General features: G+C 67.5%; 44 protein-coding genes. 3 read left to right on the plus strand and 41 right to left on the minus strand.

The features are described from left to right. Positions 1 to 11: 11 nt before the first annotated feature. The 7 genes from ACWEJ6_RS21025 to ACWEJ6_RS21055 all read right to left on the minus strand — a co-directional run bounded on the left by ACWEJ6_RS21025 (position 12) and on the right by ACWEJ6_RS21055 (position 7,071). Complete coding sequence (locus ACWEJ6_RS21025; RefSeq protein ID WP_452425493.1) at positions 12 to 731, minus strand: hypothetical protein; 720 nt, start codon at positions 729 to 731, stop codon at positions 12 to 14. An 87-nt stretch (positions 732 to 818) separates the two neighbouring features. After that, positions 819 to 1,040: a hypothetical protein gene (locus tag ACWEJ6_RS21030; RefSeq protein WP_452425495.1), complete on the minus strand. Its 222-nt coding sequence runs from the start codon at positions 1,038 to 1,040 to the stop codon at positions 819 to 821. Then, entirely contained in the window at positions 1,033 to 2,718 is a 1,686-nt protein-coding gene (locus tag ACWEJ6_RS21035; RefSeq protein WP_452425497.1) for a VG15 protein, read from the minus strand. Before ACWEJ6_RS21035 ends, ACWEJ6_RS21030 begins: the two co-directional genes overlap by 8 nt. Positions 2,719 to 2,721: 3 nt before the next feature. Further along, on the minus strand, positions 2,722 to 4,233 hold the full coding sequence (locus ACWEJ6_RS21040; RefSeq protein WP_452425499.1) for a phage portal protein: 1,512 nt from the start codon (positions 4,231 to 4,233) through the stop codon (positions 2,722 to 2,724). A 3-nt stretch (positions 4,234 to 4,236) separates the two neighbouring features. Next, positions 4,237 to 5,880: a hypothetical protein gene (locus ACWEJ6_RS21045; RefSeq protein ID WP_452425501.1), complete on the minus strand. Its 1,644-nt coding sequence runs from the start codon at positions 5,878 to 5,880 to the stop codon at positions 4,237 to 4,239. Next, positions 5,864 to 6,307 carry a phage terminase small subunit gene (locus tag ACWEJ6_RS21050; protein WP_452425503.1) on the minus strand — a complete coding sequence of 148 codons (444 nt, stop codon included), beginning with the start codon at positions 6,305 to 6,307 and terminating at the stop codon, positions 5,864 to 5,866. The genes ACWEJ6_RS21045 and ACWEJ6_RS21050 overlap by 17 nt, the downstream gene beginning before the upstream one ends. Positions 6,308 to 6,927: 620 nt before the next feature. Continuing rightward, positions 6,928 to 7,071: a hypothetical protein gene (locus ACWEJ6_RS21055; RefSeq protein ID WP_452425505.1), complete on the minus strand. Its 144-nt coding sequence runs from the start codon at positions 7,069 to 7,071 to the stop codon at positions 6,928 to 6,930. A gap of 87 nt (positions 7,072 to 7,158) precedes the next feature. On the opposite strand from ACWEJ6_RS21055, the gene ACWEJ6_RS21060 reads away from it, so the two are divergent. Further along, complete coding sequence (locus ACWEJ6_RS21060; protein ID WP_452425507.1) at positions 7,159 to 7,440, plus strand: hypothetical protein; 282 nt, start codon at positions 7,159 to 7,161, stop codon at positions 7,438 to 7,440. Here ACWEJ6_RS21060 and ACWEJ6_RS21065 read toward each other — a convergent pair. The 19 genes from ACWEJ6_RS21065 to ACWEJ6_RS21155 all read right to left on the minus strand — a co-directional run bounded on the left by ACWEJ6_RS21065 (position 7,437) and on the right by ACWEJ6_RS21155 (position 15,114). After that, entirely contained in the window at positions 7,437 to 7,616 is a 180-nt protein-coding gene (locus ACWEJ6_RS21065; RefSeq protein ID WP_452425509.1) for a hypothetical protein, read from the minus strand. The genes ACWEJ6_RS21060 and ACWEJ6_RS21065 overlap by 4 nt on opposite strands. Positions 7,617 to 7,828: 212 nt before the next feature. Then, positions 7,829 to 8,185 carry a DUF6221 family protein gene (locus ACWEJ6_RS21070; RefSeq protein WP_452425511.1) on the minus strand — a complete coding sequence of 119 codons (357 nt, stop codon included), beginning with the start codon at positions 8,183 to 8,185 and terminating at the stop codon, positions 7,829 to 7,831. Beyond that, positions 8,185 to 8,562, minus strand: a complete 378-nt coding sequence (locus tag ACWEJ6_RS21075) for a hypothetical protein (protein WP_452425513.1) — start codon at positions 8,560 to 8,562, stop codon at positions 8,185 to 8,187. Before ACWEJ6_RS21075 ends, ACWEJ6_RS21070 begins: the two co-directional genes overlap by 1 nt. Before the next feature lie 310 nt (positions 8,563 to 8,872). Beyond that, the gene (locus ACWEJ6_RS21080) at positions 8,873 to 9,088 is read right to left on the minus strand and encodes a helix-turn-helix domain-containing protein (protein ID WP_452425515.1); all 216 of its coding nucleotides are present in this window, start codon (positions 9,086 to 9,088) and stop codon (positions 8,873 to 8,875) included. Further along, the gene (locus ACWEJ6_RS21085; protein WP_452425517.1) at positions 9,085 to 9,759 is read right to left on the minus strand and encodes a hypothetical protein; all 675 of its coding nucleotides are present in this window, start codon (positions 9,757 to 9,759) and stop codon (positions 9,085 to 9,087) included. The genes ACWEJ6_RS21080 and ACWEJ6_RS21085 overlap by 4 nt, the downstream gene beginning before the upstream one ends. A gap of 446 nt (positions 9,760 to 10,205) precedes the next feature. Then, on the minus strand, positions 10,206 to 10,706 hold the full coding sequence (locus ACWEJ6_RS21090) for a hypothetical protein (protein WP_452425519.1): 501 nt from the start codon (positions 10,704 to 10,706) through the stop codon (positions 10,206 to 10,208). After that, positions 10,703 to 10,930 (minus strand): DUF6011 domain-containing protein, encoded by a 228-nt coding sequence (locus ACWEJ6_RS21095; protein ID WP_452425521.1) that lies wholly within the window; start codon positions 10,928 to 10,930, stop codon positions 10,703 to 10,705. The genes ACWEJ6_RS21090 and ACWEJ6_RS21095 overlap by 4 nt, the downstream gene beginning before the upstream one ends. Further along, on the minus strand, positions 10,927 to 11,403 hold the full coding sequence (locus ACWEJ6_RS21100) for a hypothetical protein (RefSeq protein WP_452425523.1): 477 nt from the start codon (positions 11,401 to 11,403) through the stop codon (positions 10,927 to 10,929). Before ACWEJ6_RS21100 ends, ACWEJ6_RS21095 begins: the two co-directional genes overlap by 4 nt. Beyond that, entirely contained in the window at positions 11,394 to 11,573 is a 180-nt protein-coding gene (locus ACWEJ6_RS21105) for a hypothetical protein (protein ID WP_452425525.1), read from the minus strand. The genes ACWEJ6_RS21100 and ACWEJ6_RS21105 overlap by 10 nt, the downstream gene beginning before the upstream one ends. Before the next feature lie 264 nt (positions 11,574 to 11,837). Then, positions 11,838 to 12,026 (minus strand): hypothetical protein, encoded by a 189-nt coding sequence (locus tag ACWEJ6_RS21110; RefSeq protein ID WP_452425527.1) that lies wholly within the window; start codon positions 12,024 to 12,026, stop codon positions 11,838 to 11,840. Next, positions 12,004 to 12,348, minus strand: a complete 345-nt coding sequence (locus tag ACWEJ6_RS21115; RefSeq protein WP_452425529.1) for a hypothetical protein — start codon at positions 12,346 to 12,348, stop codon at positions 12,004 to 12,006. Before ACWEJ6_RS21115 ends, ACWEJ6_RS21110 begins: the two co-directional genes overlap by 23 nt. 294 nt (positions 12,349 to 12,642) lie before the next feature. Further along, a complete protein-coding gene (locus tag ACWEJ6_RS21120; RefSeq protein WP_452425531.1) occupies positions 12,643 to 12,801 on the minus strand; it encodes a hypothetical protein in 159 nt (52 codons plus the stop codon). Between the two features lie 151 nt (positions 12,802 to 12,952). Further along, positions 12,953 to 13,099 (minus strand): hypothetical protein, encoded by a 147-nt coding sequence (locus ACWEJ6_RS21125; RefSeq protein ID WP_452425533.1) that lies wholly within the window; start codon positions 13,097 to 13,099, stop codon positions 12,953 to 12,955. Between the two features lie 4 nt (positions 13,100 to 13,103). Beyond that, on the minus strand, positions 13,104 to 13,364 hold the full coding sequence (locus tag ACWEJ6_RS21130; RefSeq protein ID WP_452425535.1) for a hypothetical protein: 261 nt from the start codon (positions 13,362 to 13,364) through the stop codon (positions 13,104 to 13,106). Next, entirely contained in the window at positions 13,364 to 13,633 is a 270-nt protein-coding gene (locus ACWEJ6_RS21135) for a hypothetical protein (protein WP_452425537.1), read from the minus strand. The genes ACWEJ6_RS21130 and ACWEJ6_RS21135 overlap by 1 nt, the downstream gene beginning before the upstream one ends. A gap of 70 nt (positions 13,634 to 13,703) precedes the next feature. Beyond that, the gene (locus ACWEJ6_RS21140; RefSeq protein WP_452425539.1) at positions 13,704 to 13,952 is read right to left on the minus strand and encodes a hypothetical protein; all 249 of its coding nucleotides are present in this window, start codon (positions 13,950 to 13,952) and stop codon (positions 13,704 to 13,706) included. Between the two features lie 88 nt (positions 13,953 to 14,040). Further along, the gene (locus tag ACWEJ6_RS21145) at positions 14,041 to 14,310 is read right to left on the minus strand and encodes a hypothetical protein (RefSeq protein ID WP_452425541.1); all 270 of its coding nucleotides are present in this window, start codon (positions 14,308 to 14,310) and stop codon (positions 14,041 to 14,043) included. A 12-nt stretch (positions 14,311 to 14,322) separates the two neighbouring features. Continuing rightward, a complete protein-coding gene (locus ACWEJ6_RS21150) occupies positions 14,323 to 14,847 on the minus strand; it encodes a hypothetical protein (protein WP_452425543.1) in 525 nt (174 codons plus the stop codon). 75 nt (positions 14,848 to 14,922) lie between these two features. Next, the gene (locus ACWEJ6_RS21155; RefSeq protein ID WP_452425545.1) at positions 14,923 to 15,114 is read right to left on the minus strand and encodes a hypothetical protein; all 192 of its coding nucleotides are present in this window, start codon (positions 15,112 to 15,114) and stop codon (positions 14,923 to 14,925) included. Between the two features lie 101 nt (positions 15,115 to 15,215). Between ACWEJ6_RS21155 and ACWEJ6_RS21160 the strand changes: the two genes are divergently transcribed. Beyond that, complete coding sequence (locus ACWEJ6_RS21160) at positions 15,216 to 15,449, plus strand: hypothetical protein (protein WP_452425547.1); 234 nt, start codon at positions 15,216 to 15,218, stop codon at positions 15,447 to 15,449. A gap of 4 nt (positions 15,450 to 15,453) precedes the next feature. On the opposite strand, the gene ACWEJ6_RS21165 is transcribed toward ACWEJ6_RS21160, so the two are convergent. The 8 genes from ACWEJ6_RS21165 to ACWEJ6_RS21200 form a co-directional block, all read right to left on the minus strand. Then, positions 15,454 to 15,651 carry a hypothetical protein gene (locus tag ACWEJ6_RS21165; RefSeq protein WP_452425549.1) on the minus strand — a complete coding sequence of 66 codons (198 nt, stop codon included), beginning with the start codon at positions 15,649 to 15,651 and terminating at the stop codon, positions 15,454 to 15,456. Beyond that, positions 15,648 to 15,890 carry a hypothetical protein gene (locus tag ACWEJ6_RS21170; RefSeq protein ID WP_452425551.1) on the minus strand — a complete coding sequence of 81 codons (243 nt, stop codon included), beginning with the start codon at positions 15,888 to 15,890 and terminating at the stop codon, positions 15,648 to 15,650. The genes ACWEJ6_RS21165 and ACWEJ6_RS21170 overlap by 4 nt, the downstream gene beginning before the upstream one ends. Before the next feature lie 120 nt (positions 15,891 to 16,010). Further along, entirely contained in the window at positions 16,011 to 16,343 is a 333-nt protein-coding gene (locus ACWEJ6_RS21175) for a hypothetical protein (protein ID WP_452425553.1), read from the minus strand. Further along, entirely contained in the window at positions 16,340 to 16,753 is a 414-nt protein-coding gene (locus ACWEJ6_RS21180; RefSeq protein WP_452425555.1) for a hypothetical protein, read from the minus strand. Before ACWEJ6_RS21180 ends, ACWEJ6_RS21175 begins: the two co-directional genes overlap by 4 nt. Further along, positions 16,746 to 17,063 carry a hypothetical protein gene (locus ACWEJ6_RS21185; RefSeq protein WP_452425557.1) on the minus strand — a complete coding sequence of 106 codons (318 nt, stop codon included), beginning with the start codon at positions 17,061 to 17,063 and terminating at the stop codon, positions 16,746 to 16,748. Before ACWEJ6_RS21185 ends, ACWEJ6_RS21180 begins: the two co-directional genes overlap by 8 nt. Positions 17,064 to 17,074: 11 nt before the next feature. Continuing rightward, positions 17,075 to 18,433 carry a replicative DNA helicase gene (gene dnaB / locus ACWEJ6_RS21190; RefSeq protein ID WP_452425559.1) on the minus strand — a complete coding sequence of 453 codons (1,359 nt, stop codon included), beginning with the start codon at positions 18,431 to 18,433 and terminating at the stop codon, positions 17,075 to 17,077. Further along, positions 18,430 to 18,984, minus strand: coding sequence for an ATP-binding protein (locus ACWEJ6_RS21195; RefSeq protein ID WP_452425561.1), 555 nt, complete (start codon positions 18,982 to 18,984; stop codon positions 18,430 to 18,432). The genes dnaB and ACWEJ6_RS21195 overlap by 4 nt, the downstream gene beginning before the upstream one ends. Next, positions 18,981 to 19,985 (minus strand): hypothetical protein, encoded by a 1,005-nt coding sequence (locus ACWEJ6_RS21200; RefSeq protein WP_452425563.1) that lies wholly within the window; start codon positions 19,983 to 19,985, stop codon positions 18,981 to 18,983. The genes ACWEJ6_RS21195 and ACWEJ6_RS21200 overlap by 4 nt, the downstream gene beginning before the upstream one ends. Before the next feature lie 214 nt (positions 19,986 to 20,199). Here ACWEJ6_RS21200 and ACWEJ6_RS21205 point away from each other — a divergent pair, with 214 nt between their 5' ends. Further along, positions 20,200 to 20,598 (plus strand): hypothetical protein, encoded by a 399-nt coding sequence (locus ACWEJ6_RS21205; protein WP_452425565.1) that lies wholly within the window; start codon positions 20,200 to 20,202, stop codon positions 20,596 to 20,598. A gap of 5 nt (positions 20,599 to 20,603) precedes the next feature. Here the strand turns inward: ACWEJ6_RS21205 and ACWEJ6_RS21210 are convergent, their stop codons facing one another. From ACWEJ6_RS21210 to ACWEJ6_RS21240, 7 genes are read right to left on the minus strand one after another with little or no spacing between them, the layout of a single operon-like run. Further along, positions 20,604 to 20,849, minus strand: a complete 246-nt coding sequence (locus ACWEJ6_RS21210; protein WP_452425567.1) for a helix-turn-helix domain-containing protein — start codon at positions 20,847 to 20,849, stop codon at positions 20,604 to 20,606. Beyond that, complete coding sequence (locus ACWEJ6_RS21215) at positions 20,846 to 21,298, minus strand: WhiB family transcriptional regulator (protein WP_452425569.1); 453 nt, start codon at positions 21,296 to 21,298, stop codon at positions 20,846 to 20,848. Before ACWEJ6_RS21215 ends, ACWEJ6_RS21210 begins: the two co-directional genes overlap by 4 nt. Further along, positions 21,285 to 22,685, minus strand: a complete 1,401-nt coding sequence (locus ACWEJ6_RS21220; protein WP_452425571.1) for a DNA-methyltransferase — start codon at positions 22,683 to 22,685, stop codon at positions 21,285 to 21,287. Before ACWEJ6_RS21220 ends, ACWEJ6_RS21215 begins: the two co-directional genes overlap by 14 nt. Then, positions 22,682 to 22,939: a hypothetical protein gene (locus ACWEJ6_RS21225; protein ID WP_452425573.1), complete on the minus strand. Its 258-nt coding sequence runs from the start codon at positions 22,937 to 22,939 to the stop codon at positions 22,682 to 22,684. Before ACWEJ6_RS21225 ends, ACWEJ6_RS21220 begins: the two co-directional genes overlap by 4 nt. Continuing rightward, positions 22,939 to 23,316, minus strand: coding sequence for a hypothetical protein (locus ACWEJ6_RS21230; protein WP_452425575.1), 378 nt, complete (start codon positions 23,314 to 23,316; stop codon positions 22,939 to 22,941). Before ACWEJ6_RS21230 ends, ACWEJ6_RS21225 begins: the two co-directional genes overlap by 1 nt. After that, a complete protein-coding gene (locus ACWEJ6_RS21235; RefSeq protein WP_452425577.1) occupies positions 23,313 to 23,519 on the minus strand; it encodes a hypothetical protein in 207 nt (68 codons plus the stop codon). The genes ACWEJ6_RS21230 and ACWEJ6_RS21235 overlap by 4 nt, the downstream gene beginning before the upstream one ends. After that, a complete protein-coding gene (locus ACWEJ6_RS21240; protein WP_452425578.1) occupies positions 23,516 to 23,923 on the minus strand; it encodes a hypothetical protein in 408 nt (135 codons plus the stop codon). The genes ACWEJ6_RS21235 and ACWEJ6_RS21240 overlap by 4 nt, the downstream gene beginning before the upstream one ends. Positions 23,924 to 23,938: the final 15 nt, after the last annotated feature.

Below are 23,938 nucleotides of genomic sequence, written 5' to 3' on the forward strand. Positions count from 1 at the left end.
AATCTCCTTGATCAGGAAGGCGAGAGCGCCTTGGTGACGGCCTCGGTGAGGCTCTTGGGACGGGTCGGCTTGTTCGGCTTTGCGCCGCCGTCGCCGGAGCCCTTGAACCGCTTGCCATCGCCTTGCGCGGGCGCGAGGTAGGGCTTCTTCTTCAGCAGGTCGTCGATCGCGTCGGCGACCTGGTCGGCGTCGATGTTTCCATCGGCGTCCACCTCGAACTGGGTCAGGTCGAGGAAACTCAGTGCGTCAGCGGGGTCGGCCAGCTTGCCGGCCGCGGCTGCTCGGATCTCCGCGCGAACGATCCGGTCGTTGGCCTTGGCGATGGCGGCCTGTTCGGCTTCCCGCCGGATCTCCTCCCGGTCTGGGGCGTCGTCAGCCTTCTCCTCAGGCTTGGACTTGGCCTTCTCGGCAGCGCGCCGCAGCTTGGCCAGTTCCGCCTCGGCCGCGTCAGCGCGGGCCTTCTCGGCGCGAGCCTGTGCAGCGGCGGTCTTCCGCTTCTCCTTCTCCGCGGCGAGCGCCTTCTCCCCCGCGGGGCCGAGCGGCTTGTCCTTGTCGTCCTGCTCGCCCTCGCCCTCTTCGGGCGCTTCCTCTTCGGACGTCTCCTCCTGCTCGGGGTCGCCGTCTTCGTGCTCTTCTGAGGCGCCGAGGACCGGCCAGATCGGGTCGCCGTTGCGGCGGAACCCCAGAGCCTGGAGGCCGGTGAGCAGGTGAGTGGGAAGGTCTGTGGACATGCATGTCTCCCGTTGCGGGTCGCCAGTGCGGCGTCTTTGGGCATGAGTAAGCCCCGACCGGTTGCGGCCGGGGCTCGGGTGGTGGCGCTATTCGGCGATGGCTACGACTGAGCCGTTGGACCAGCCGCGCGCGCGAATGAGGTCGAAGATTTCAGCGTCTCTGCGTCCGAAGCGGCGGCCCAGCATCGCAACCGTGTCCTGAGCCACGCCAGGGGTACAGGTGACGATGCCATCGTGGAGGTTCGCGGTTCCGAGCAGCGTTCCGGGCGAGCCGTCGGCGTTGACCTGGTGGAAGCGAATCTCAGCCAAGGAGGTCCGTCCTTCCGCCCGCGTATGGCGCTACCTCGTCGAGGACGCCGAGCGAGTAGTCAAGCCACGAACCACGCCCCAGCAAGTCGAAGTCAGGCCGCAAAGCTCGCAGGCGGGCCCGGAGTGTGTCCACGTCCTGCACTGTAAGAGGGTTCGGCACCCACTGGCCATCGCGCGAGTAGTGCGCAGCCGGCCGGTCGGGCGTGTCCTGGACAATCGGCCCGGTCTCCGCAAGGTTGTGCTCGCCCCACGACCACCCGTGGTCGATGCCGACCAGGCCGTCCGGGCTGGTGATGATGTTGCCGCTGTTGCGGTCCGCGTTCGCGATCAGGTGGTCAAGCAGGCCCAGCAGTTGTCCGTCCGTGCCGGAGACGTCACCCGCGCCCACGTTCCCTTCGACCCAGTTCATCCACACGGTGTCGTCGTTCTCGCGGTAGACGCGCACGACGGGCGCACCGATCGCCTGCCCGACCAAGGAAGCGAGCTGTTCAGCGTCGGCCTGCGCGCGGAGACTGGCCGCGACCTCGTTTGGGTCTCCCCAATCCATGCCCGTCTTGCGGACGAATGCGCCATTGGGGAGTCTGACGAGTTCGGTCGTGGCGGACTGGCCGCCCGAGAGCGCGGAAACCTGGGCGTCGTCCATCCGACGTGAGGCGTCGACCAGGTCACGAATGTTGGTGGTATCGCGCTGGTACGGGGTGGATTCCGTGCGCCTGGACGCCAAAACCGCCTGATCGCGCCCCTTCGGCGCCACCTGGGGCCTGTCAATGAGGTAGCCGTGCTCATGCAGGAGCTGGATGGCTCGGTCCCGGTCGCCGCCCGCATCCTGGAGGATCTGTGCGGGCATGAGCCGCGTCTGGCCTCGCAGTCGCTTGCCAGCGACCCCTCTTCGGGTGGAGCCTTCAGTCGTGGTTTGACGCCCACCAGCGACCTTCATCCCGCGCCGCGCGTTGACGACTTGCGACACGTCCGCACCCAGCCTGATCGCTTCTGCGCCAGCGGCGGTGAACGCCTTGTTCTGCTCGTCGGCGCTCATCTGGTCGAACAATGCACGCGGGTTCGGGGGCGGCGTATTGCCCTCTCTGTGCGGGACCATCGTGCAGTCGCATCGCTCGTGCCGCTCGAACCCTGTCGAGTAGCTGTAGACCCTACCTGCCAGGACGATGCACCTGGCGCACGCCGGCAGAGTCACATGCCGGACGTACATGACCCACTCGCGACGCGCAGTGATACCCACCTGGTCGGCGGCTCGGGACGCGTCGGCGATCTCAGTGTCGACGATGTTCACCAGCGATGCGAGGCCGCTACGCAGAGCGTCTTGGTCGTCCGCGCCGCGCGCCAGCAGGCCGAGGGTCCGCAGGGCGGGCTGCATCAGCAGGCCCGCCAGCGTGCGACCATCCGCAGCCACTCCAGCCAGCGCCAGCGGATCCACCATGAAAGGCGAAGGGGGCACCTGCTGCTCCGCCGCGAGCGCGTCCAAGTACCGCTGAGCCTGCGCCGCGGCAGCGGCCTGCCCGCCGGCAAGGACACGGATGATGTCAGCGAGCAGATCCAGCCAGGACTCCCGCACGCGGGCCGGATCCACCTGCCCCCACAGTGCGTAAGCCTGCCGAATGGCGAGGCGGGCGATCCGCTGCTGGTTCCGGTAGTGGGCGTCGGCGATCTCCTCGACGGTCATCGCCTACCCCTCCACAGGCTCCTCTGGAGGATCCTCGCCGGCCTCGTTGACAGGCTGCCCCTGGGCCGGTTTCGGGTTCATGAGCTGCGCCATCGGGTCGGACTCGGCTTCCTTCTCGCGCATCTTGAGGACCCGGGCCACCTCGTGAGGTTCAAGGCCGTACTCCTCGGCGATCCACTCGATCGGGAATCCGATCTGGCGCATCTTGACCAGCGCGTCCACCTTCTGCGCTAGGGCGCGGAACTGGATGTCTTTCCAGACGACCGTGCCCGACCTGCACGCCTTGGCCTTGGCCTTGTCGTTCTGCACGAGGGCCATCAGCGTGTAGATCTCGCGGATACTCGGGTCGACGTACACGATCCGCTCGCCGGTCTTGGACACCAGCCCCGACTCCGCTGCGGTCAACGCCTCCGCCGACAGGTTGGCGAGCTTGCCGATCAGGTAGTGCGGCGGCGTGCGGGTTTGGGCGGCTACGTGCTCGACGCCTTGCTCAATCACCTTGCCGTACGCGTCCAAGTCCGCGGGCGACCATTGGGCGATGCGGGCGTTGTCGCCCGGCACCCACAGGATGCGTTCATGGTTGAGCGTGTCGAGCTCGACCGGCCTGTAGCCGACAATCTGCCCCTGATCGTTGAGGATCGGAACCTTGGGGATGTCGGCGCCGAGCACGATTCGCTGTGACAGTGACGCGTAGTCGAGGGCGTTCAGTTGGTACGCCCACACGAGGTTGATCGCGTTCTGCATGGCGATCACGCCGTCAATGTCGGACAGCGGATCGTCATCCAGGAGGTCCTGGTTGCGCAGCTCCACCATCGGAACCACGTTCATGGGGTTCGGTAGCGGCCACACGTCGTCGTTACCTTGCCGTGGCTCCCAGCCGCCCCATGCCGACGCGTTGACAAGTCCCGCGCTCGGCACGACCAGGCCAGTAACCGTCTGTCCCGTCCGAGCGGCACGATCCCTCTGGAACTTCCACACGAAGTCCCGCTGGTAGAGGGTGGCGTACTCCTTCGTGTCGTCGGCCCACAGCTTCAACGCCGCGGATCGACGCCCGGTGTCGGAGTCGTAGGCGACGATGGCCTGATCCGGGCGCTCCCAGGTCACTAGAGGCGTCTCATCGTCCTCAGGGTCGCCCCACACCAGGCAGTAGGCGCGAGAGGCTGCCAGCGTCGTAACAAACGCCTGCGACGAGCCACGCTCGCAGTTGGCGGCCTTCCACGCCTTCGACAGGTCCCTGTCGGCCTTGCGGCTGCCCTCATCCAGCCGGATACCGAGCACGTTCATCCGCTCGGCCGGCACCGCTACGACAGGCTGGCACCAGTTGTCCGCGAACCCCTCGAATCTCGTCGCGAAGTACTCCCGGAACTCAGGCGACGCGTAGCAGAGCTGATGCTTGCCGCCGTAGTAGTCGAGCCGTCTCCGGATGACGGCCTGGCGTCTGTCCAGTTCCTCTGCGAGCCGGTTGAGCACCTTCGTGGCCGCGATCGCATCCTCGGACATCTGGATCTCGGCCACGCGTCACCTCCTGGAAAGTCGGGTGGATGACGCGGTGTACAGGATGGACTCGGTCACGGTGAACAGGCCGGCCGCGGTGGCGTCGCCGGCCGCCTCGTGCGCGAGCACGCTGCAGACGGCGAGGTCGATCTTCTGTGTTTGGCTGGGCTTCTCCAGCACGTACCGCTGGCCGGGCCTAGGAGCCTTACGGGCGTTCTTTACCTGGATGGCGGTCTGCTGGCAGCCGTCATGTGAGAACGGGCTCTCGACCTTCACCACGTCCGTCAGCAGCCGCTCGGTGGCGGCATGCATCTGTGTAGGCCGGAACGTCGACCAGCGGATGACGACCTTGTCGCCGTACCGGTCGGCCCACGCGTCGATCTCTGACGTCCAGCCGGGCGGATCCAGGTAGGCGCGGACCACCTTGAATCGTGTCATGAGCTCGTCGAAGGCCGCGGCCACTTCCAGTCGCGGCACCTGGCCGCCGTACTCGGCAGGGTTCCAGATCGTCGGCAACTGGTCCGGCCCGTACGTCGGGGTGAACTGGTAGCCGTCCGCGGTCTCCGCGCGGATGCCCGTCCAGTCGTCGGAGTCCGACCCGTCGAATCCGAGCACGACCGGCACGCCGTCCGGCACGACCCGCACCTTGGCGCGGGCGTCCCATTTGTCGCCGTCGAGCCAGGCGCCCTGGCCGTAGACGATGCGGTTGCCGAAGAACCGCTCAGCCTGACCGGGGTCCTTCTCCAGCAGCTCCGCTGCTTCGGCCTCGATCGCGTCCAGGTCCACCCACGGCGAGCCCTCGTACACGATCCGGTGGATCTTCCGCCGCTCCTGCTTGTTCCGGTAGGACAGATGCGCCGGTGCCTGAGGGAAGTCGCGGAAGATGTCCTGCGCCGCGGACTCGAACGTCCGCTGCGCCACCGAATCCTCTGACGGGTCCCAGCCGTTCGTGGTCTCCCACGCCCTGCCGCCCATGCCGGCGAGGCCGCGGCGCTGAGTCTCGGCGACGCGGATCATCTTGTTCGTCGCCGTCCAGATCCCGGTCTCGTCCTGCGGCACGAACGTAACGCGCTGACCGAGCCGGGATTGCGCTGAGGAGGTGACGACGTCGATCCGCCCGCCGCCAGGGAGGCGGATGAACTCCTCACCCGTCTTCGGGATCAGCTCCGTCAACGGCCCATAGTCGATCATCGGTCGTAGGGCGTCGTAGATGTTGTCCGTCTGCTCCTCGGACGTGGCAGTGATCTGAATCAGCGGAGTCGCCCACGGCCTGCCCATCGGCTCGCCCGGCTCGTACTCGTACGTCCACCCGCAACCACAATCGTGATCGCGACAGTCGTACAGTTCACCGCCCTCGGCCCACCCGTCGAACAGGACCGGCCCGACTGCCTCGCCGCACACCACCGCACTGATGAACGGCCCCTTGCCCGTCTTCTGCGGGCGGACCGTCTGCGACCTGCGGTAGTGGAACGCCGGCGCGAGCTGTCCCCGCTTAGCGGCCGGCTTCACTCGGTAGTGGTTCAAGACGTTCCACAGCTGCCAGTCCGACAAGGCGAACGGCAGACCACGATCCTCACGGTCCGGGATGACGCAGTGAGCTTCGATCCAGTCGCCGACCAGGAACCCGAGCGTCGGCCACGAGACAACCCGCTCAGGCGTCCCCGTCACCGTCGATCACCTTGAAGCGCGACTTCGACGACGACCGCCGCGGCGCCTGCTTCTTCTCCGGCTCCGCCGGCGCGAGGTCGATCTTCCACCGGTTGCGGAGCATCCCCTGCACCGACAGGCCAAGCGAATCGAGGTACTGGCGGACCACCTTCTGCAGTTCCACCGACGCCTTCGGCTGCTCAGCCTCGGCCAGCTTGCGGACGAACATCGCGACCTCGTACCGCTGGTCCAGTCGCTCCCACATGACCGCCTGCGGACGTGACCACAGATCCACCCACAGATCCCACTCGCGGTCCTGTACGTCGATCAGAGGCCACTCTGGCGGCTCCCCCCGCCGTCCCTCGCCGGGCAGTGTGGTCCAGCCCGCCTGGTCGGCCTTACGGTCTCTCCTGAGCGCGTTCGGGTCCGGCGCCGGGCCAGACACCACGCGAGCACCTCCACGAGGCATGTCGATCACTCCTCAGCCACGTTGCGCGGCATCGGCGATCACCCCCTTGCGAGGTGATCAAGAACCTTCTGAACCTGGCGCACTTCCGGCGCCCCTCCCCCGCGGTCTCCTGTAAATCGGACATAGGGGGCATACCCCCACCCCCTCTGACCTGCGGAAACACGGCAAGCCTCTGACCTGCGGAAACGCCGCTCGTCCTGTATGTCCGTTTTCGTGTGTGTCGACATCACCCGCAAGACTGCAAGTGCCAGCCGCCAGGTTGATCACGTGCTGTGCGTGCGCTGTGATGCTCGTGGCTCATGGCCCTGAGGTTGGTGTGGTCGTGGCCACGTGGCCCCTTAGGGCCGAGCCCGTCTATGTGGTCCACGTCCGTGGCCATGGGCCTGGCGTGTAGGGGTAGGGCTAGGCAGGTGTCGCACTCACAGTGTGGGTGTGTGCGTAGGTATGCCTTGCGTGTGCGCTGCCATGCTCTGTCGTAGCCGCGCCGTGAGGCTGTACCACGGGCCTGCTCTGCTCTGGCCTTGCACCCCTCACACCTACCTTTAGGGCACAGGGTCGGGCAGCCTGGGGTGCTGCACACCTTGAGGGCCGGCATGAGGCTAGCTGTGGATGAGGTCGGTCTCGGACAGCACCCACAGGGCGAGGCCGGAGAAGAGCAGGACCATGACCCACGCCTTCTGGATGGCGGATACAACTCCGCCGGCGAGGAAGGCTACGAGGGTGAGGAGTAGGAGGATGTCCATGACGGGTTCTCCGTTCCTGCGGTGATTACGTTGGGTAGGTATGGGGCCCGCGCTTGGGGAGACTCTGCCCTAGATTTCTTACGCTGGGTGATCGACATGAGTGCGTGGCACCCGGCTGTAGTCCTCGCCCCGGACAGGCTCTACCTCGTGCGCCGGAAACCAGGACTGCTGTTCTGGCTGGAGCCCGCCACGGAAGCCTGGGACGGTCAGCACGTACTCAACCAGCGCTTCCCACGTCCGGTCCGCCTTCTGCCGCCACTGCAGGATGTGGCCCGCCTTAGCGGGATGCTGAGGGAGACGGACGACGGGCTGGCCTTGCATGAGAGCGAGGATACCCAGCAGGACGAACGTGTATTCGAGTCGGGCTAGCGGCTGGTGTCGAGCAGAGCGGCAGCCTCCACGCTGAGGTGCTCGCGCAGGCGGGGCAGGTCGCAGGTGAGGATGCGGTCCAGCACGATCGGGCAGGCGTTCTCCCAGCCGCCTTCGTCCTGCACCTGCTCCAGGCGACCTACGAGTGTGGCGAGGTCGACCTGTAGAGCGTCCATGCCGGCCTCCGGGGTGAGGGGTTGTTCCGGGCGGGTGCTCCCAGCGAAGGCGCACACGGTAGGTGTGTCCTCATACCCGCCCGGAGGACTAGGAGGTCAACCGTCGATGTCGCGGAAGCGCCTGCCGACCAGCCAGCAGGCGAACCCCTGGACGGCGACGGAGAAGACCAGTGCGGCGACGCTCATGAGGGCCCAGAAGGCGTCGTCGTCCATCACTCGCTCAACCACTCAGGGTTGAAGCCGGGACGGTGGCGGTAACCGCTCGCAAGGAGTCGAACGAGGATGTCTGACTGGTGGGCGACGAGGTAAGCAGAATTGCCCTGTGGACGCTTCAGCGCGTACTCCGTGGTGCTTTCGCACAGCGCGATGAGGCGCAGTTCGGCTTCGCAGCGGGCGATCGTGTCCCGAGGGCCGTGGCGCACGATGTACTCGGCTCGGCCCGCGTCCATGCAGTAGTCGTAGTCCGTCAGGTCTTCGACGCTGTACCAGTCGGGCCCTTCGTTCCGCGCCCTGGCGAGGTCGCTCTCTATCGTCGAGCGGAGCCAGGAAAGCAGGTCATCGGCGGCCATCAGACGAGACCATTCCCTCGGGCCCAGCCTTCGCCCATGGCGCGCAGAAACCGCTGATCGGGCGTCTCGGTTGTCTGGACGTTAACGACCACTCGCGAGACAGGCTCGTACGTCTCGGCGAACACGTCCTCGGCGCACGGGTAGAACTCGCCCTTCACGCCCTTAATCACCCACTGGCCCGGATACACCGTTACCCACGTGTCGTGCAGCTCGTCGTACACGTGGGCGTGCTCCCACACTCCTGTGATCTCGTCCGGCGTGAGGAACCGCGACTCGCCGTTGTCTCGGACGCCGACGAACGTCTTGATCTCCTGAGCGTTCTCGCCGGTCCACTGGACGGCAGTGATCTCGACAGGCTTCTTCCTGAATCGGGGCATGCGCGTCTCCAGGGGGGTGCAGGGGGTTGTTGTGCGGCCCTGGACCCAACCCCCCAGCTAGTCAGGGCCGCACGCATATGGGGGTGGGTTGGCGGCCCCGCTCCCTCGCCGGGACGTGGGCCGCCAACCCGCTCACGCGACAGTCACCTACGGGGGCAGGAGTGGTCGCGCGAGCAGCGCGCCTCCAGCACAGGGCACGCGCCTATGGGGATCTCTAGCGGCGTATAGGGCCGTGAAATGCGAAAAGCCCCGCCGAAGCGAGGCTTTCAGGCATGGCTACCGCACGCCGTTTGATCTTTCAGTGAGCAGATTAGCACGCCACAGCCCTTTTGCGCCTACTACGGTCGCGCGTCGCCTCAGCCTTGAATACGTCAGCAAGGCGGAACAGCTTATGCTTGCCGCGCGTGCCGGCCGGAGCCAGCGCGCCACGGTGCACCCATGTGTAGATCGTGGCGACCTTCACGCCCACCTGCTCTGCCGCTTCTTCCGCAGTGAACAGCAGCTCGTCGAAGATGTCGCCTGTCACGCCTCCACCCCGATGCCCTCGTCGAGGAGGGAGGCGAGCCACGGCCACTGGTCGAACGGCCAGCGGTGGCGTTGCGGCTTCTCCCACCCGCACGGACATTCGTTGTCGTCGCACAGGCACTCGCTGTTGACGCAGATGATGAGTTCCCGCTCGGGGAACGCTCGCATGCTGGTGGCGTCGCAGATGTGGCAGCGGAACTTGAGCTTCCGCACCACCTCCGCGTCTCCGATCGTCGAGGAGGCCAGCCGTCGCAGGCGTAGCGCCTCGCCGTGGACGTGGTCGGCGAGGTCCTCGTGGAGGTCGATCCGGTCGAGCAGGTCCACGAGCCGGCGGATCCGGTCTGTGGTGGTGGGGTGCTCCAGCGGGGTGAGGCCGAGCCTGTCGCAGACGGCTTCTTCGAGTTCGGCAACGGCGGCGGTGATGTCTGCGGCGGCATCGAGCACTTCGAGGCGGAGCGGCGCCCTGCCGTCGCCGAGCGCTTTGAGGCCGCGGGCGAGGTTGTGGAGCTTGGCTTGGCGTTCCTCGACGGCGCGGGCGTCGAGGCGGGCCCGCTGCTGTGGGGTTAGGTCTTGTTCGGCCCACCGTCTGGGGGTGCCGGGGAGTAGCGCGGTGTCGAAGTGCTGGAGTGCGTCGCGCAGAGCGGCGAAGTGATCGTACGTGCGCTGGGACATTTCGGCCTCCCCGATGGATACGCTTACGGGAGACCGCTTATGAGGGCATTGCGGTGGGCGAGGACTAGTGGGACGAGGCGGCTCTCCGGTGGTGCGGAGGGCCGCTTTCGCTGTCTACTGAGAGTCTGGCGCATGCTTTGATGCGTGCTCGCCATCAATCGTCTCACGAGTTCGTAGGCTTGAGACGACCACCCAGGCGAGGGTTCCCAGCGCCACCAGGACTCCCATGACGGCCAGCGCCGTTTCCGATATGGCCTGCGCTGCCACGCACGCACCGCCCACCACCCCCAGGCCGGCGATGATGACCCTGTCCCTAGTAAAGATCTTCCGCCGGGGTTGTGCGGCCGGCGGCGCCGGGAACGCCTCCCACAACAGCCCGCATTCGGGGCACCGCCACGGCTGTCCGTTGGCGTGCGCCTCGGCGGGGCGCTCACAGCGGTGGTCGCTCAAGGTGTCGTTCCTTCTGGCGCCGGTCCTTCTAGGCGTTCGCTGAGCCGCTCCCCGGCCTTGGTAAATGGCCCCGCGAGCCGAATTCCTGGGTAATGCTGCTGCATATGCGGCCACACCTCATCGATTAACCCGCGCCCGCGTTCGTAGGGGTGCACGTACACCCAGATGGCGGCGGGCCCGCCTTTGTAGTCGCGGCTGTTGACACCGATGGCGCCAGCGATGAGCCGGGCGCGGCCGATGAAATATCGCTGCGAGGGGAGCAGTACAGCGGTGACGTGATCCCCAGGTGGGAACTTGGCGTTGTAGCCGACTCCCATTTCGGTTTCGCGATCGAACTGGCGGCAGAGCTGCTCGACGATGCGGCGTAGCCTCATTGGGGACTGCTGGGAGACCAGGGGCCATCGCTGACGGTTCAGCGTGTCTGGCAGGTAGGGCATGCGGATGACGGTCCAGCCGGCTACCAACATGGCGCCAGGATCCATATTGCGTTCCGTCACGTCTCCTCCAGCAGATCGGTCTGTCCCTCCACGTCCCACCCGGTAGGGACACCAGTGATCCGTAAAGGCTTGCGGGGTGCGATGCCGAGCTTGGACGCGCAGTCAGGGCCGATGCCGAGAGCACGAGACTCGGGGGTGCGCAGGGTGTGCTTGCAGGCGGCGCACCGGGTGACGTGCTCTCGGGTGGCAGGCTCGTCGAGGTCGAGGTCAAGAAAGAGGGTCACGGAGGTGGTTCCCACTCGTACGGCAGCGCGATGAACGCGCAGTTCGTCCATCGGCAGACGTCTTCCGCCTTAGGGCCGAACTGGATGTACCAGGCCGTGTCCGTGAAGCGTGGCTCGTCAGCATCCATCGAGCCCTCGGCGACCAACTCGGCATACTCCTCGTCGGTCTCGTACCACTCGGTGCGCTTCTCCAGAAGGATGCCCAAACCTCTCAGCCGTTTGTCCGGGTCTCGGCTGTACATAACGGACGTCTCCACCACGAGATCGCCAGGCTGCGGGTCTGAGAGCCGCCTGTCGATGTCCTCCACGACCGGGGCGGGGTTACCGACCAGGGTCGTTCTGTAGAGCAGCCGAGCCACACCGATGAGGGCTTCGCGGTGCATGACAGCAGAACCTTCGAGGGAAAGTAGATCGTCCTCGCGGTCGGTGCCGCTGGCGACGTCTTCGCGGGGTTGCTTGAGGGTCACAGGCACGGATTCTCCTCCTGGGACACCTCAGGGGGCAGGGCGAGGAGTCGCGCTCCAGCAGCGGCCACAGCCGCGCGTGCGTTGCCTGCCAACTCCCCGAACCCGGCGATCCCTTCGCGGATGGCGCGGACCTGCTCAGGGCTGAAGAGCGAGGGCATGTGGTCAGTGTCCGTCATCAGTCTCCTCCTCTGGGGGCAGGCTAGCGTCGAGAGCGGCACGAAGGCGGTCTCTCGCGGCCACCACCTTCTGTGCCCGCGCTGGGTCGTCCTCTGGCATGTAGGAGTGGCGGACCGTGAGGCGGAGGTCGTCTGCGGGAACGACGACCATCCCCGCAGCCTCGACGGCCCTCACGTGGACCTCAGCAGCACTCACGCAGACCGGGCAGCCTCTCCCGTCCTCAGGGCGACCGCAGCCGGCCAGGGCTATCAGCTCAACGGGAGTCACGGGGTCGTCTCCTCGGGCACGTCGTTGCTGGCTGCCTCGCTGACGAAGTTCTTGTCGGCGACCATGAGGATCAGCGCCCACCGGCGCATCCCGGCGAGGCGATACCAGTGGGTTCGGTTCTGGTTGCGGTGGGCGGTGTTGGCGAGTTCCCAGCCCTGGCGTCTACGCAGGCTGATCTTCAGCACGGGCGTCTCCTTCGATCTCGTCGGCGACCGCGAGCAGAATCGCGATGCCGCTGCTGCCCTGGACCAGGCGCTTGTGCCGCTTGATGAACGCCCGGAAGTTGACGAACCCCCACTGCTCGTCATCGTGGGCGATGCTGCGGATCTGCTCGGCCATCTCTCGCTGGGCTTGGGCGGCGAGGACAGGAGCAGCAGCCTCCAGAGCAGCGCGGGCGAACGCCTCGCGGTCCCACTCGCGCAGGCTCTCGTACTCCCTGCCGATCGCCAGCGCAGCGGCTCGTACGGCTTCCTCGGGGATGCGCTTCGGCTCTCGGGTCTCGGCCACGGGTCAGCCCTCCTCAGGGACGTCAGTGGCACGGGGCCACGTGAGATCCGCGTCACTGTCGCGGTGCAGACCGTCGTGGCCGTCACGCCGGTCGCAGATGACGGGAACGGGGCCGACGAGGGCTCCAGTGAGGCATGTCCTGCGGCTCTGTCGCTGACGTTCGGCGCAGCGGTGCGGAGGCAGCGACTCCAGAGTGCGCGGGCGTACTCGTGCCCCGCAGTCGTCGCAGAGGACGGAGCCAGTAGCGGCGAAATCGGCCTCGGGGTCGTAACTCTTCGAGGTGTCAGCCACGGGTCAGTCCTCCTCTCCGAGCGCCAGGAAGGCGCAGCGGAGTGCGTACTTGTCGGCATAGTCGGAGTGACCGCACGCGGACTGTTCGATCCGGCGGATCTGGTCGATCGTGGCCGGCGGAAGGCCAGTCCCGAGACGAATCAGGTTGGTCAGGTCGAGCATCTGCTCCGCCTCCCAGCCAACCCATGCGGACTCTTCTCCGTACGGTCCGGGCACACGCTCTTGTCTCCTGTAGCGCTGTTTCGCGGCCTCCCGCAGACAGTCGAGGAGGCGGTCTCTGGCTGTGATACGCGCTTCGAGGCTTGCCATCGGGTCAGCCCTCCACTTCCTGGGAGGCTTCCGCCTTGCGGCGCAGCAGCTCCCAGCACCAAGAGCAGCCGCACAGCTCCCAGTGGTCCTTGGTGGCTTCGGCGAGCCGCTCTTCACTGAGCAACCGGAGGCCGGAGTAGTCGTCAGCCATCGGGTCAGCCCTCCTCGGACGCAGGGGCGGGGATCTGTCCGAGATTGATCAGGAGCGCTACGCCCTTCGTGGTGACGACTAGCGGGCGTCCCTTCAACGGCACGTAGTCGCCCTTGCGGAGGAGGCCGGCGTTTCGGAGAGCGTCCAGGGTGCGACGGTGGATGCCGCCTCCTGGGCGTGATGATCCCGGGTCGCGGTCCACGTACACGGTGCCCTCGTGGGCGCGGCGGAGCAGGACGAGCTGGGCGGTGGAGATCGTAGCCATCAGGAGCCCTCCTCGGAGGAGGAGTCCGGAGAGGCGGAGCTCCATGGTCCCCATGTCGTGGTCTTGACTCGTTCGGCGACGATGCCGCCCTCGGCCTTGGCCTTCTTCTCGGCGAGGTGCTGCGGGTAAGGGCCGTGGGCGGACAGCTTCCCCTTGCCCCGCCAGTAGGAAACGACGACGTACTCGCGCTCCTGTTCCTTGTACGTCGGGTCGTCGCCGAACACGTCGGCGAGGACCTCCCGCTCGTTCGGGGTGAGTTCGTTGCTCATGTCGCCTTCCTTGGCTGCATTGGGGTCTTGGGTTGCGCCCTCTCCCGTGTAGGCGGAGAGGGGGCGGGGGTCAGTCCTTCGCGGCGTCTCGAACGGCCGCCTTCGCCATCTCGATCAGCTCGCCCGTGCTGGGCAGCGGCGGCTGAGCTTCGGGCTTCAGCAGCGTGTTGAAGGCGAGGAAGTCGGCAACCATCCGGTCTTCGCAGTAGACGGCGTACTCGCCGCGCTGGCTCGGGTAGCCGATGCCCAGGTGGTCGATCTGGTAGGTGCGGCCGTCTTCGCCGACGTACTCGGCGACCATCTCGGTGGTGTCGCTCATCTCGGTTCTCCGTTCAGGGGGTCAGGGGCGGGCGGGACAGTGTTGTCCCGCCCGGAGGTCCGGTGGAGGACACCGGGACCGGAGGGGGTCAGTTGTCGTGCTCGTCGAGTTTCTGCTCCCAGTCCGGGTTGAGTTTGGGAGCCTCCGCCCTGGTGCGGGGCGGGTCGTTGCGCCGCTTCCAGATCCGCGCCCAGTAGTCGGGCAGCAGTGCCAGCGACACCAGGGAGCAAAGCGTGGACTGCGGACCGAACCCCATGAGGGTCCAGCGCGCCCAGTCGCGGGCCCTCCGGAGCGGGCGGCTTCTGCCGGACAGGTAGCCGAGCAGGAGCCCGAGCGTTCCTGCGATCGCGAGCAACATCACGTCTCCTGATCAGGCGCAGACGGGGCGGGCGTCCAGGTAGTCGGCGTTCTTGCGGGTGATCGACTGGCCGTTCTCCAGCACGAGCGTCACCTGCCGGTAGCGAATCTGGCCGGTGCTGCGGAGCTTGGCCAGGTTGACGTGTTTGACGACCTCGGCGATGCGCAGCCACGGCCCGCGCGAGGTGAGGCGGACGTGCCAGCCCTCGCGGATCGCTCCGGCCTGCCAGTCGCCCTCACGGCCGGGGCCGACGTAGCGGAGGTTCTCGTGCTCGCCCACCCGCCACGACAGGCGCTCGGCGAGGTAGCGGGCGTTGTCCCACATGTGGTTGGACGGGTTGAGGTCGCGGCGGTCGTTGGTGCCGTGGTGCCGGACGAACTCGCCGTCGCGGCGCTCGACGAACACCCAGACGGGTCCGGAGAACGTGTTGGTCTCGGCCTGCTCGCGGAGCAGGCTGCCGTCCAGTTCGGGAACGTCGAGAATGCGCTCGACGGTGAGGGTGTGGCCGGTCAGCTTGGTCGCGGTCATGAGCGTCATCACGTCTCCTACGTCGGGGTGGGCCTGTCTTCAGGGAGAGGGGGTTGGGGGCCCCTCTCGGGGCCCGGGGGTCTGCTAGACGGGGACGATCTCCATCCACCAGGACCACGAGGGGCCCTCCTCGTCGGGGTCTTCGTCCCACCGGATCAGGTACTCGGCTTCGGCGTCTTCGCCCTGGCCGTCGATGCGGGTCCGGAGGATGGTGCCCTGCGCGGGGTAGTCGGTGTCCCAGTAGCGGATCCGGGTTCCGATCTCCATGACCTGCATCTCGTTCTCCTTGACTCCCTTATGGTGGCTAGCCACCTTCTGATGAGATGAACATAGCATGCCCCCTAGAAGGTGGCTAGCCCCTCTGGCACACTGATCTCATGCCGACCGAGCACCGCCTGAGCGCCAAGGCGTTCCGCCCCCAGCCAGACGAGTACGACCCCGTTAAAGACGGGCTCGCCGAGCGGCAACGCACCATGGACGACTTCCTGCGCGCCTTCCTCCGCCTAGCCCGCGAAGACCTCGACGCCGCCCTGAAGCTCGTAGAGCCGCACTGGCCGCCCGCCAAGCCGAAGGTTGGCCGGCCCCGCAAGACGCCTCCCGCCGGCGAGTAGCCCGTCACCGGGACTCCCACCGGACGATCAGCTCCTCGTCCGTAGCGACCACCTCGGCGGCGTCATCCCACTTGGCGGCGTCCTCGCCCAACGCCTGACGGGCCAGCGCCACCAGGTCCGTCAGGTCTCCCCACACGCACGGCAGCGGCAGCGTGTACTCGGTCCAGGTCTTGGTCACCTCACGGTGCGAGACGCGGGTCATCGGGACGCCTCCCCAGACTGCTGCGAGGCCGAGACGGGCGCGACATGGCCGAGCGCGACGCCCCCTGCCACGCCTTCCACCATGACCACGGGCGTGTGCCCGCCGAGCATCCACGCCTGCGACCGGGTGCGGGTGGTGAGGCTGTCATCTTCGCCCTTGATGGGCCAGTAGCGGACGGGCGTGCCGACAGGCCGCCGCGTGTTCCAGTCGGCGACTTCCTGATCAGGTGTGCCGGTCATCGTTAGATTCCTCTCTCGAACACGGCCTCAGATAGGCCATGTGTCGATCTTGATTAGGACTGGAGTTCTGTTCTCGGAGCGCTGAGAGCCCTTCAGAAGCGGCTCTCAGCCACCCGTCCGCTACAGGGAGACCGGAGACGCCTCTTCTCGTCCCGTAGCGGCCTTCTGGGGCCCGCTAGAGCCGGTCCCGTCCGAGCCGTCCCCCGCCTCCGCGCCCGTCGCCCCGAACAGTGCGGCGCACGCCTCCCACGGCGACAGCCCGCCAGCAGTCAGCCGGTCCAGGTCAGCCACCACGTCCAACTCCGCCGCCTCCACCTCAAGGACGGTGTCGGCGTACGTGGTGAGCATCGGGCTCGACTCGGCCACCTCGGAGACGACAGCAGGAGCGGCGGGAGCGGTGTCAGCCCACGGGGCTCTGACGAGGCGGGCCGCCCACATGTCGAAGGCGCTCACGTCGCGGTCCCGTTCAAGACCCGAGCCACCCGCAGCGCGTACGTGAAGTCGTCCGGTAGCGGCCCGTCCTCGCGGAGGTCCACGCCGTCCCAGGACTCCAGCCAGGAGGCCAGAGGCTCAGCCAACGCAGGCGAGGCGAGAGCGATCCACTGACCGTCGTTCACGGCCTGGTTGCGCATGTAGCGCCAGGCGGCGTCTTTGGCGGCCAGGTTGATCTCTGCAGTCAGCGCGTCGTCCGCGCTGACCGCGACCTGCATGCCGTAGTCCTCCTGCTCTTCCAGGTCGCCGCACACCCAGCGGCCCGGGGTTGCTCCAGCGGCCAGCATGCGCAACTTGGCCGCTGCCTCGCGCAGCTCGTCGCTGAGGGTCATTTCGCTGTCAGCGCGTTCAGTGATCTTGGTGTCAGCCATTCGGGGTCTCCTCTCTAGCGGGGGACGGGACAGGGAGCGCCGGCATCGGCTCGCCGCCCAGCAGTGCCGCCCGGTTCGGGCACTGGCTCAGCGGGACGCCCAGCGGAAGACCATCCACGGCCAGGGCCGCCTTCAGGCGCTTGGCCCAGGTCTCTTTCAGGTCGGCCGGGTCGTAGTACTGCCGGTCGTAAGAGCCGTCGATCACCACGGCGATGTCGAACCCGCCGTGCGGGCTCTCGATGGCGATGACCTTCAGCCAGTCCTCGCGGATCTTCAGTAAGCCGGCCGTGGTCTCGGGAGGTGTGGTCATGGGCGGTCCCTTCAGGAGGCCAGGTGCAGGTTCGGGGAGCCGTTGACGGGCTCGGGCGCGAAGTCGACGGCGCGCGCGTAGTGGCCTTGCCAGACGAGCGGGATGGTCGCCGTGGGGCCCTGGCGGTGCTTGGTGACCATCACGTCGAGTTCGCCGGCCCGGGGGGTCTCCTGGTGGTAGACGTCCTCACGGTGGAGCAGCATGATCACGTCTGCGTCGTTCTCCAGCCCGCCCGACTCGCGCAGGTCGGAGGTCATCGGGCGCTTGTCGGCCCGCTTCTCCGACTCGCGGTTGAGCTGGGAGCCGACCACGACCGGAACGCCGAACTCGCCGGCGAGTTTCTTCAGGCCGCGGCTCATCTCCGACACTTCGAGTTGGCGTGACTCGGCGCGCTTGCCGCTGCTCATGAGCTGCAGGTAGTCGACGACGATGAGCGCGGGCGGCATGCCGTTGCGGCGCATCCGGCGCACGGCGGCGCTCAGGTGGGCGATGGTGGTGCCGGGGTTGTCGTCAATGATCAGGTCGTCGTACTCGGCGAGCTTGGCCGACGCCTCGGACGCGCGGATCCAGTCCTGGTCGGACAGCTCGCCTCGCTGGAGCAGGTGCAGGTTGACCCGCCCCATGGCGGCGATCATGCGCATGGCGATTTCGTCGCGGGTCATCTCCAGGCTTGCGAACAGGACCGGCTGGCCGAGCTTGTGCCGGACATGAGTCGCCAGGTTGATCATGAAGACGCTTTTGCCCATGCCCGGCCGTGCGCCCACGATGATGAGCTGGCCAGGTCGCAGCCGGGTGAACAGCTGGTCCAGGTCGCTCCAGCCTGTCGTGATGCCCTGCATCGGCGTCTTCGACCCGAGCCGGTCCATCAGCGGGCCGACAGCGTCCGCCACCGACAGCGCCGTGGACGGCGTGGACAGGCGGGTGGCCTCGTCGATGGCGTCGCGGACGGCGTCGATCCGCTCGTCCAGGTCCACATGGCGGGCGCCCATGATCTGCTTCACGCGCTCGGCCGCGGACAGGGTGTGGCTGGTGATCGACGCCTCGCGCACCTGCCGGATGTAGCGTCCGACGTTGACCGCGGTCGGCACCCCGGCGAGCAGGTCGTGCAGCGTGAGCACTCCGCCCACGCGTGGCAGGTTGTTGTGCTTGTCCAGCTCGTCGGCGACGGTCAGTGGATCGATCGGCATGTTGCGGTTCGCCAGCGCGGCGATCGCCTCGAACACCAGCTGGTGGGCGCCCCGGCGGAAGTCGCGGCTCGTCAGGCTCTCCAGCGCCAGGCCGACTGCGTCGGCTGACATCAGCATCGATCCGAGCACCGCCGCCTCGGATTCCAGGTCGAGTTCGGCCTGCTCGTCCCGGTCGGCGTTCATGAGGCCATCCGCTTGTCGTCGCCCTCAAGCACCACGACGGTCGCGCCCGACGCCAGGCGGGAGGTGATCCGCTCGCCGAGCTTCTCGTCCAGGTCGTCCAGGTTCGAGGTGATGATCGTGGGCCGGCCGTGCGCCCACCGGGTGTCGATGACCGGCAGCAGCAGCTCTCGCGTCCATTCGTTGATGCGGAAGCTGCCCAGGTCGTCCAGGGCGAGCACGTCGGCCTCGCGCATCTCGGCGAGCCGCTCCAGGTCCTTGGGCGGGCCGACCGTCTCCTGCCATTCCGCCTGCGACAGCATGAGCACCTGGCCGGCGAAGCCGCACTTGATCGCCCGCTCCATGACCTCCCAGCTCGACCACGTCTTGGCGACGCCGGTCGGGCCGAACAGGATCAGGTTGCCGGCGGTGCTGCCGAACAGGCGTGACCCCCACTGGGCGATGTCGTCGTGCAGGGCTCCCTTGTGGCGTAACTGGATGGGGCGCTTGGCCTGGAAAGCGGCCACGCGCTCGCGACGGCGCCTAGCGTGCCACTCCGACAGGTCATCGTTCATGATCGCTTCCTTCCGAAGTTGCGGGCGTTCTCGTAGCCACCGACACGGGGCGGCAGGGGGGCCGGGCCCTGGTGAGCGGGGCCATCCGTTCCCGTGGCAGACCGGGCCGGGGTGGGCTCATCGAGCCAGCACTCGCTGTTCAGCCAGGTGGCCGGGTGCTTGCCGTAGCCGCGCAGGACCTGGGGGTCGGCGTGGTAGCGCTGGGCAGCCTCGACGAGAACCGAGATGTCGTCGACCTTGCGGACAGCCTTGTTGAACGCCTTACGGGCCGCAGCGGGCGCCTTGTGGATCGGGTAGGCGGCGTACCACTCGGCGAAGCGAGGGTGCTCGGCGTCGTCGGCCGCGGACTTACCCCCCGCCCCCCTCTTGGTTGTAGAGAGTTTGTGTTCTTCTTCTGAAGAAGAAGAACTACTAACACCTATAGCGCGGCCAATTTGGCCAGTGGGCAAATTGGCCACTGGTTGCGACCTGCGGGTTTGCGATCCCACCGTCTCGCCTACCGGCCAATTTGGCCACAAGGTCCCGTCCCTAGCGTCCAGATTGGCCGCTCGGGGTTCACCACTGGCCAGATTGGCCGGTAGGGATTTCTCCTGGTCAGCACCAGCGGCCAGATTGGCCACTGGCCAGATTGGCCGGTAGGACTCCCCCGCGCCGACCTGCCTACCGTCCAAATTGGCCGGTAGGGCTTCGGTGGGGTTGAGGCGATAGCTGTCGGGCAACCGATGACCCGTGTCACTCACCCGCCGGCGGCGAGCGATGAACCCGCCCTCCTCCAACTGGTCGAGGTAGCGGCGCATCGAGCGTGTGGCGACCATCGCGTCCACTGCCACCTCCTCCTGACTTGCCGTGCACTCCCACGCTTCGTCCACCCGGCGGGCGAGGCACAGCAGCGCGATCCGTGCTCCCGGGTTGTTGGCGATCGACTGAGCCCACGCCCAGTCGATCGCCGCTTGGTTCACGCCCACAGCTCGCGGCCCTGCGGGTTGTTCGTCGTCGGTCACGTAGAGCGGCTCTCTCTCGGGTGATGCTCGGGTTCGGGGCTATGAGAGGTGTGCCGGTCTTCGGGGTGTCGCCACTTCAGTCCCCCTGATCAATCAGTGGTTCGATTTCGAGACTAGCCCACATTGACATGTGGGGCCTACTTTTCATGTGGGCACATTGCTAAGTGGGCCCCACATGCTAAGGTGGCCACATCAGTGGTGTGATGATGGAGAGGTGACCGACCAGATGGCTGCCCTCGACGCCGCATACGCCCGAGTCCGGGAAGCGGAGAAGTTTGCCGAAGACCTCGTCAATGCCGCATGGCTGGACTTCGGTCGCGCCATCCGCGATGCCCGCTCGTCCGGCACAAAGCAGGCCGACATAGCCCGGCACTTCGACCGAGAGCCGGAACACATCCGACGCTTGCAGGAGGACGCGGATGTTGTCGATGGCCTGAAGCCTCCGCCCGCCCGCAAGATCCGCCGACCAGCGCGCGATTCGGTCGCCGCGGCGTGGGCACTGCATAACGTTTCGGCGGTCAGCCCTGAAGAGGCCTCTGCAGTGCTGGAAGCAATCAAGGCGGCAGCTGCCGGCAATACGTCTACCGGTGCCCAAGACGAGAAGACGCCCTAAGGCCTTCACGACGCCGCCCTAAGCCGAACCGCGTCCTTCACGGCGTCGGCAGGGATCAGCGCCACCCGCAACCCCAACACCGCCGCGTACGACTCCAGCCGGTCCAGCGGCGGCAAACTCCTGCCGCTCTCCCACTGGGAGACCGCGTTCTGTGAGACGTGCAAGCGCCGGGCAACTGCTTGCTGTGTCCAGCCGAGCTCATAGCGGCGGTCTCTCAGCTCGGCCACCAGGGCGTGCAGAGCGAGCGTCACGACGCCACCGCCTGCTTGGCCCCTTGCCGGCGTCGACGCCCTGCCTCGTTCGCGCAGTCCTTGCACTGGGAGTTCAGGCCGTCCTTCGAGCGCCGGTCCCGCGGGAAGTCGGCCGCGGGCAGCTTCTCCAGGCAGCTGTGGCACTCCTTCTCGTCCACGGTCGACGCGGGAACGGGTTCGGGGTGGGTGGTCGCGTACCTCATGCGCCGGCGACGCTGGGTGGCGCGTTCTTCTTCGCTCAGCCCGCCCCATACCCCGTACTTCTCGGGCAGGTCGAGGGCGTAGTTGAGGCAGGCGGTGCGGACGGGGCAGCTCCGGCACAGGAGCATGGCCTTCCATTCGCGGACGTCACGCTCGGGCTGACGCTCCCCCTCGGGGCCGAAGAAAAGCACCAGGTCCTCGCCGCGGCAGCGTGCACGCTCCTGCCAGGACCAGTTAGGCGTTGCCACGGGTCTCCTCCTCGTCTCGGGTGGGGACGGCGAACAGGTCAAGGGAAGGCTGCAGCGGTTTCGACAGCCGCCGGCGGATCAGCTCGGCGTGGGGCGGCTCCAGCTCGATCAGGACGGCGCGGAAGCCCTCCAGGACGCACGCCTCCCCCGTGGTGCCGGACCCTGCGAAGGGGTCCAGCACGACGCCGCCGGGAGGGGTCACGAGACGCACAAGCCAGCGCATGAGGCTGAGGGGCTTCACGGTGGCGTGAGCGGTGCCGTCGTCGAGCTTCGGCCGTTCGGCGCTTCCGGCCTTGGCCTCGTAGCGGAAGGTCGGGAAGAAGCGGGAGGCGCCGCCGTCGTCACGGCGTTTGGTCACGTTGTGGCGCCCCCAGATCCCGGAGTAGGTCGCCCCTCCGCCTGGCTGCGACACCTCGGTATCCCGGATGTCGCCACCCGCGCGCCGGACGCCGCTCTGCCGGTCGAGTTCGGCGACCGGGCAGTCCGGCTCGCACGCCCCTTCGTCGACGCACAGGGCGCTGTGCGAGAAGACGAGGTTGGTCGGCCAGCGGCCCTCAGGGGCCCCGCCGCGTACTCCCGGCAGGGGAGCGAAGTTCGTGCCGCCCCGGTCGGTGTAGCGGGTCTCCTGCGAAGCCTCACCGACGCGGGGACGGGACTCTCCGGTCGGCGCGATGCGACAGGCGGCGATGTTGATCGCACCCACGCCGTATCTGGTCACGTTGGCGGCGATGGTTCCGGCCGGCGGCTTGCGCGCGAGGATGATGGGTTCGTGGGCGGGCTTCAACGTCGTGTTCCACCCCTCCCAAGCCGCTCCGTCGCCGAACGCCCTCTCCATGGCCTTGGCCACGCTGATGCCCTTGCTGAACCCTGAGCCGTAGATCCAGTGCAGGCTGTCCCTGATCTCGAACCCGACGTCCTCGATCGCGGCAGCGAGCCGGTGATAGGTGCGGGTGCCGCCGAACGCCAACAGGTGCGCACCGGGCTTGAGCACGCGGAGGCACTCGGCTGCCCACGGCTCACACCATGACTGGAACGCCCTCATGTGGGCCGCGGCCTCGTTCGGAAAGTTTGGGCGCGCGCAGGAGCAACCGTTCGGGCGCGTGCGGTCGTACTTGGTGCCGCCGCAGTTGCGGCACACCGGGTTGCCGGAAGCGGCCCAGGAAGGGGTACCGGTGTGGCGGCGGAACGGCGTCCCGTCGCTGGCGCCGATCAGAGGCTGCTTGCCGCCAGGCTTGAAGGTGTCCCACTCCGCGCCCATGAATTCCAGGCCGTAGGGAGGGTCAGTGACGACGGCGTCAACGCTGGCGTCGGGCATCCCGACTAGCACCTCGCGGCAGTCCCCCACGTACAGCGTGACGGTGTCGTCGCTCCAGTACGGCCCAGTCACCGGTCCTCCTCGAACACGTCGTAGAGGTCGGCCTCGCCCTTGAGCACGGCGCGCAGGAGCCTCTGATGACGGTCCAAGCCCGGGTTGAACTCCGGGTCCGCCATCTCCTCCACAGGGCGGGAGCGGCGCCACATCCACGAGATCGCGGCGATCAGGACCAGGGCCAGGACGCCGGCCGTGACCGGGAGGAGCGTCCCCCCGGAGGCGGCGTTGGCGAGCGTGATCCAGTCGGCGAGGTTGCGGAGCACGTCCATCACTCACCGCCCGGCTCAGCGCACGTGTGGGAGGAGATCGCCTGAACCATCTCGACCAGGTGCGTTCCTGCCTGAACCTCCATCAGCGGGGTCTCGCAGGTGCCGCAGGTCAGCCAGTGGTATCCGTCATCGCCGTTGATGTAGTCGGCGGCAGCTCCGGCGGGCAGCACGATCGGGTCCGTCTCGCCCTCGACGACGACCGCCCGGAAGCACCGAGTGTCAACGTCTTCTCCGTCGTCGTCCACGCGACTGACCGACACTCGAACGGTGCTCCCGATGGCGTCGCAGGCGACCCAGTGGGCCAGCCGCTCGTCGTATCCGCGGCAGCCGTACACCGCCAGCGCGGCGGCGACTGTCTCGGGGGTGATCTCGCTCATCGGGAGGTCTCCTCGTAGGGGTTGCGGCGGAAGGGCTCGGGGGCGAACGGGACCAGGTCCTCGTCCGCGAGCGGGACCATCGCGAGCGGGGCCCGGCGGCGAGGGAAGACCACTGCCGGACGGAACTGGGCGAGGCTGGCCCATCCGGTGAGCGACCCGTGACGGCGGTGCCGGCCAGAGTGGCGGGCGAATAAGCGGGTCACGAGTGCCCCCCAACCCGCTCCAGCTCGTCGTGCGCGGCCCCCAGACGGGCGATGTTCCCGTCCGGGTCCCACGACTGCTCCCCGCCCGGCGGAGGGACGTGAACCCCAGCAGCCGCGAGCATGTCGGCGTACCCTCGGGCGACGTCCCGCGCCGCACGCGACTCGGCCTCGAACTGGTCCAGTTCGGTCTGCTTCTGCGAAATCCACGCCATCCGCTCGTTGACCTCCTGCTGGAGGACGCGGATCTCCTCGCTCTTCTGCACGGCGAGAGTGCCCTGCGACTCGGCGTGGTGGGCGGCCTGGTTGAACAGCGACTTCAGGTCGCCGACGACCTTCTCCGCTGCCTGCTGGGTGGCGAACACCACGGGAGGCATCGGGGCGGTGAGCTGATCCTTGCGAGACATTGAAGCTCCTGGTCA

The sequence above is a fragment of the Nonomuraea sp. NPDC004702 genome (assembly GCF_053601695.1).

What these genes read in the sequence shown, in the direction of transcription:
- ACWEJ6_RS21025 (WP_452425493.1), bottom strand. Translation starts at nt 731, where the DNA reads ATGTCCACAGACCTTCCCACTCACCTGCTCACCGGCCTCCAGGCTCTG.
- ACWEJ6_RS21035 (WP_452425497.1), bottom strand. Translation starts at nt 2,718, where the DNA reads ATGACCGTCGAGGAGATCGCCGACGCCCACTACCGGAACCAGCAGCGG.
- ACWEJ6_RS21055 (WP_452425505.1), bottom strand. Translation starts at nt 7,071, where the DNA reads ATGGACATCCTCCTACTCCTCACCCTCGTAGCCTTCCTCGCCGGCGGA.
- ACWEJ6_RS21065 (WP_452425509.1), bottom strand. Translation starts at nt 7,616, where the DNA reads ATGGACGCTCTACAGGTCGACCTCGCCACACTCGTAGGTCGCCTGGAG.
- ACWEJ6_RS21070 (WP_452425511.1), bottom strand. Translation starts at nt 8,185, where the DNA reads ATGGCCGCCGATGACCTGCTTTCCTGGCTCCGCTCGACGATAGAGAGC.
- ACWEJ6_RS21075 (WP_452425513.1), bottom strand. Translation starts at nt 8,562, where the DNA reads ATGCCCCGATTCAGGAAGAAGCCTGTCGAGATCACTGCCGTCCAGTGG.
- ACWEJ6_RS21085 (WP_452425517.1), bottom strand. Translation starts at nt 9,759, where the DNA reads ATGTCCCAGCGCACGTACGATCACTTCGCCGCTCTGCGCGACGCACTC.
- ACWEJ6_RS21105 (WP_452425525.1), bottom strand. Translation starts at nt 11,573, where the DNA reads ATGACGGACACTGACCACATGCCCTCGCTCTTCAGCCCTGAGCAGGTC.
- ACWEJ6_RS21120 (WP_452425531.1), bottom strand. Translation starts at nt 12,801, where the DNA reads ATGCTCGACCTGACCAACCTGATTCGTCTCGGGACTGGCCTTCCGCCG.
- ACWEJ6_RS21125 (WP_452425533.1), bottom strand. Translation starts at nt 13,099, where the DNA reads ATGGCTGACGACTACTCCGGCCTCCGGTTGCTCAGTGAAGAGCGGCTC.
- ACWEJ6_RS21130 (WP_452425535.1), bottom strand. Translation starts at nt 13,364, where the DNA reads ATGGCTACGATCTCCACCGCCCAGCTCGTCCTGCTCCGCCGCGCCCAC.
- ACWEJ6_RS21135 (WP_452425537.1), bottom strand. Translation starts at nt 13,633, where the DNA reads ATGAGCAACGAACTCACCCCGAACGAGCGGGAGGTCCTCGCCGACGTG.
- ACWEJ6_RS21140 (WP_452425539.1), bottom strand. Translation starts at nt 13,952, where the DNA reads ATGAGCGACACCACCGAGATGGTCGCCGAGTACGTCGGCGAAGACGGC.
- ACWEJ6_RS21145 (WP_452425541.1), bottom strand. Translation starts at nt 14,310, where the DNA reads ATGTTGCTCGCGATCGCAGGAACGCTCGGGCTCCTGCTCGGCTACCTG.
- ACWEJ6_RS21150 (WP_452425543.1), bottom strand. Translation starts at nt 14,847, where the DNA reads ATGACGCTCATGACCGCGACCAAGCTGACCGGCCACACCCTCACCGTC.
- ACWEJ6_RS21155 (WP_452425545.1), bottom strand. Translation starts at nt 15,114, where the DNA reads ATGCAGGTCATGGAGATCGGAACCCGGATCCGCTACTGGGACACCGAC.
- ACWEJ6_RS21160 (WP_452425547.1), top strand. Translation starts at nt 15,216, where the DNA reads ATGCCGACCGAGCACCGCCTGAGCGCCAAGGCGTTCCGCCCCCAGCCA.
- ACWEJ6_RS21165 (WP_452425549.1), bottom strand. Translation starts at nt 15,651, where the DNA reads ATGACCCGCGTCTCGCACCGTGAGGTGACCAAGACCTGGACCGAGTAC.
- ACWEJ6_RS21170 (WP_452425551.1), bottom strand. Translation starts at nt 15,890, where the DNA reads ATGACCGGCACACCTGATCAGGAAGTCGCCGACTGGAACACGCGGCGG.
- ACWEJ6_RS21180 (WP_452425555.1), bottom strand. Translation starts at nt 16,753, where the DNA reads ATGGCTGACACCAAGATCACTGAACGCGCTGACAGCGAAATGACCCTC.
- ACWEJ6_RS21185 (WP_452425557.1), bottom strand. Translation starts at nt 17,063, where the DNA reads ATGACCACACCTCCCGAGACCACGGCCGGCTTACTGAAGATCCGCGAG.
- dnaB (WP_452425559.1), bottom strand. Translation starts at nt 18,433, where the DNA reads ATGAACGCCGACCGGGACGAGCAGGCCGAACTCGACCTGGAATCCGAG.
- ACWEJ6_RS21195 (WP_452425561.1), bottom strand. Translation starts at nt 18,984, where the DNA reads ATGAACGATGACCTGTCGGAGTGGCACGCTAGGCGCCGTCGCGAGCGC.
- ACWEJ6_RS21225 (WP_452425573.1), bottom strand. Translation starts at nt 22,939, where the DNA reads ATGGACGTGCTCCGCAACCTCGCCGACTGGATCACGCTCGCCAACGCC.
- ACWEJ6_RS21230 (WP_452425575.1), bottom strand. Translation starts at nt 23,316, where the DNA reads ATGAGCGAGATCACCCCCGAGACAGTCGCCGCCGCGCTGGCGGTGTAC.
- ACWEJ6_RS21240 (WP_452425578.1), bottom strand. Translation starts at nt 23,923, where the DNA reads ATGTCTCGCAAGGATCAGCTCACCGCCCCGATGCCTCCCGTGGTGTTC.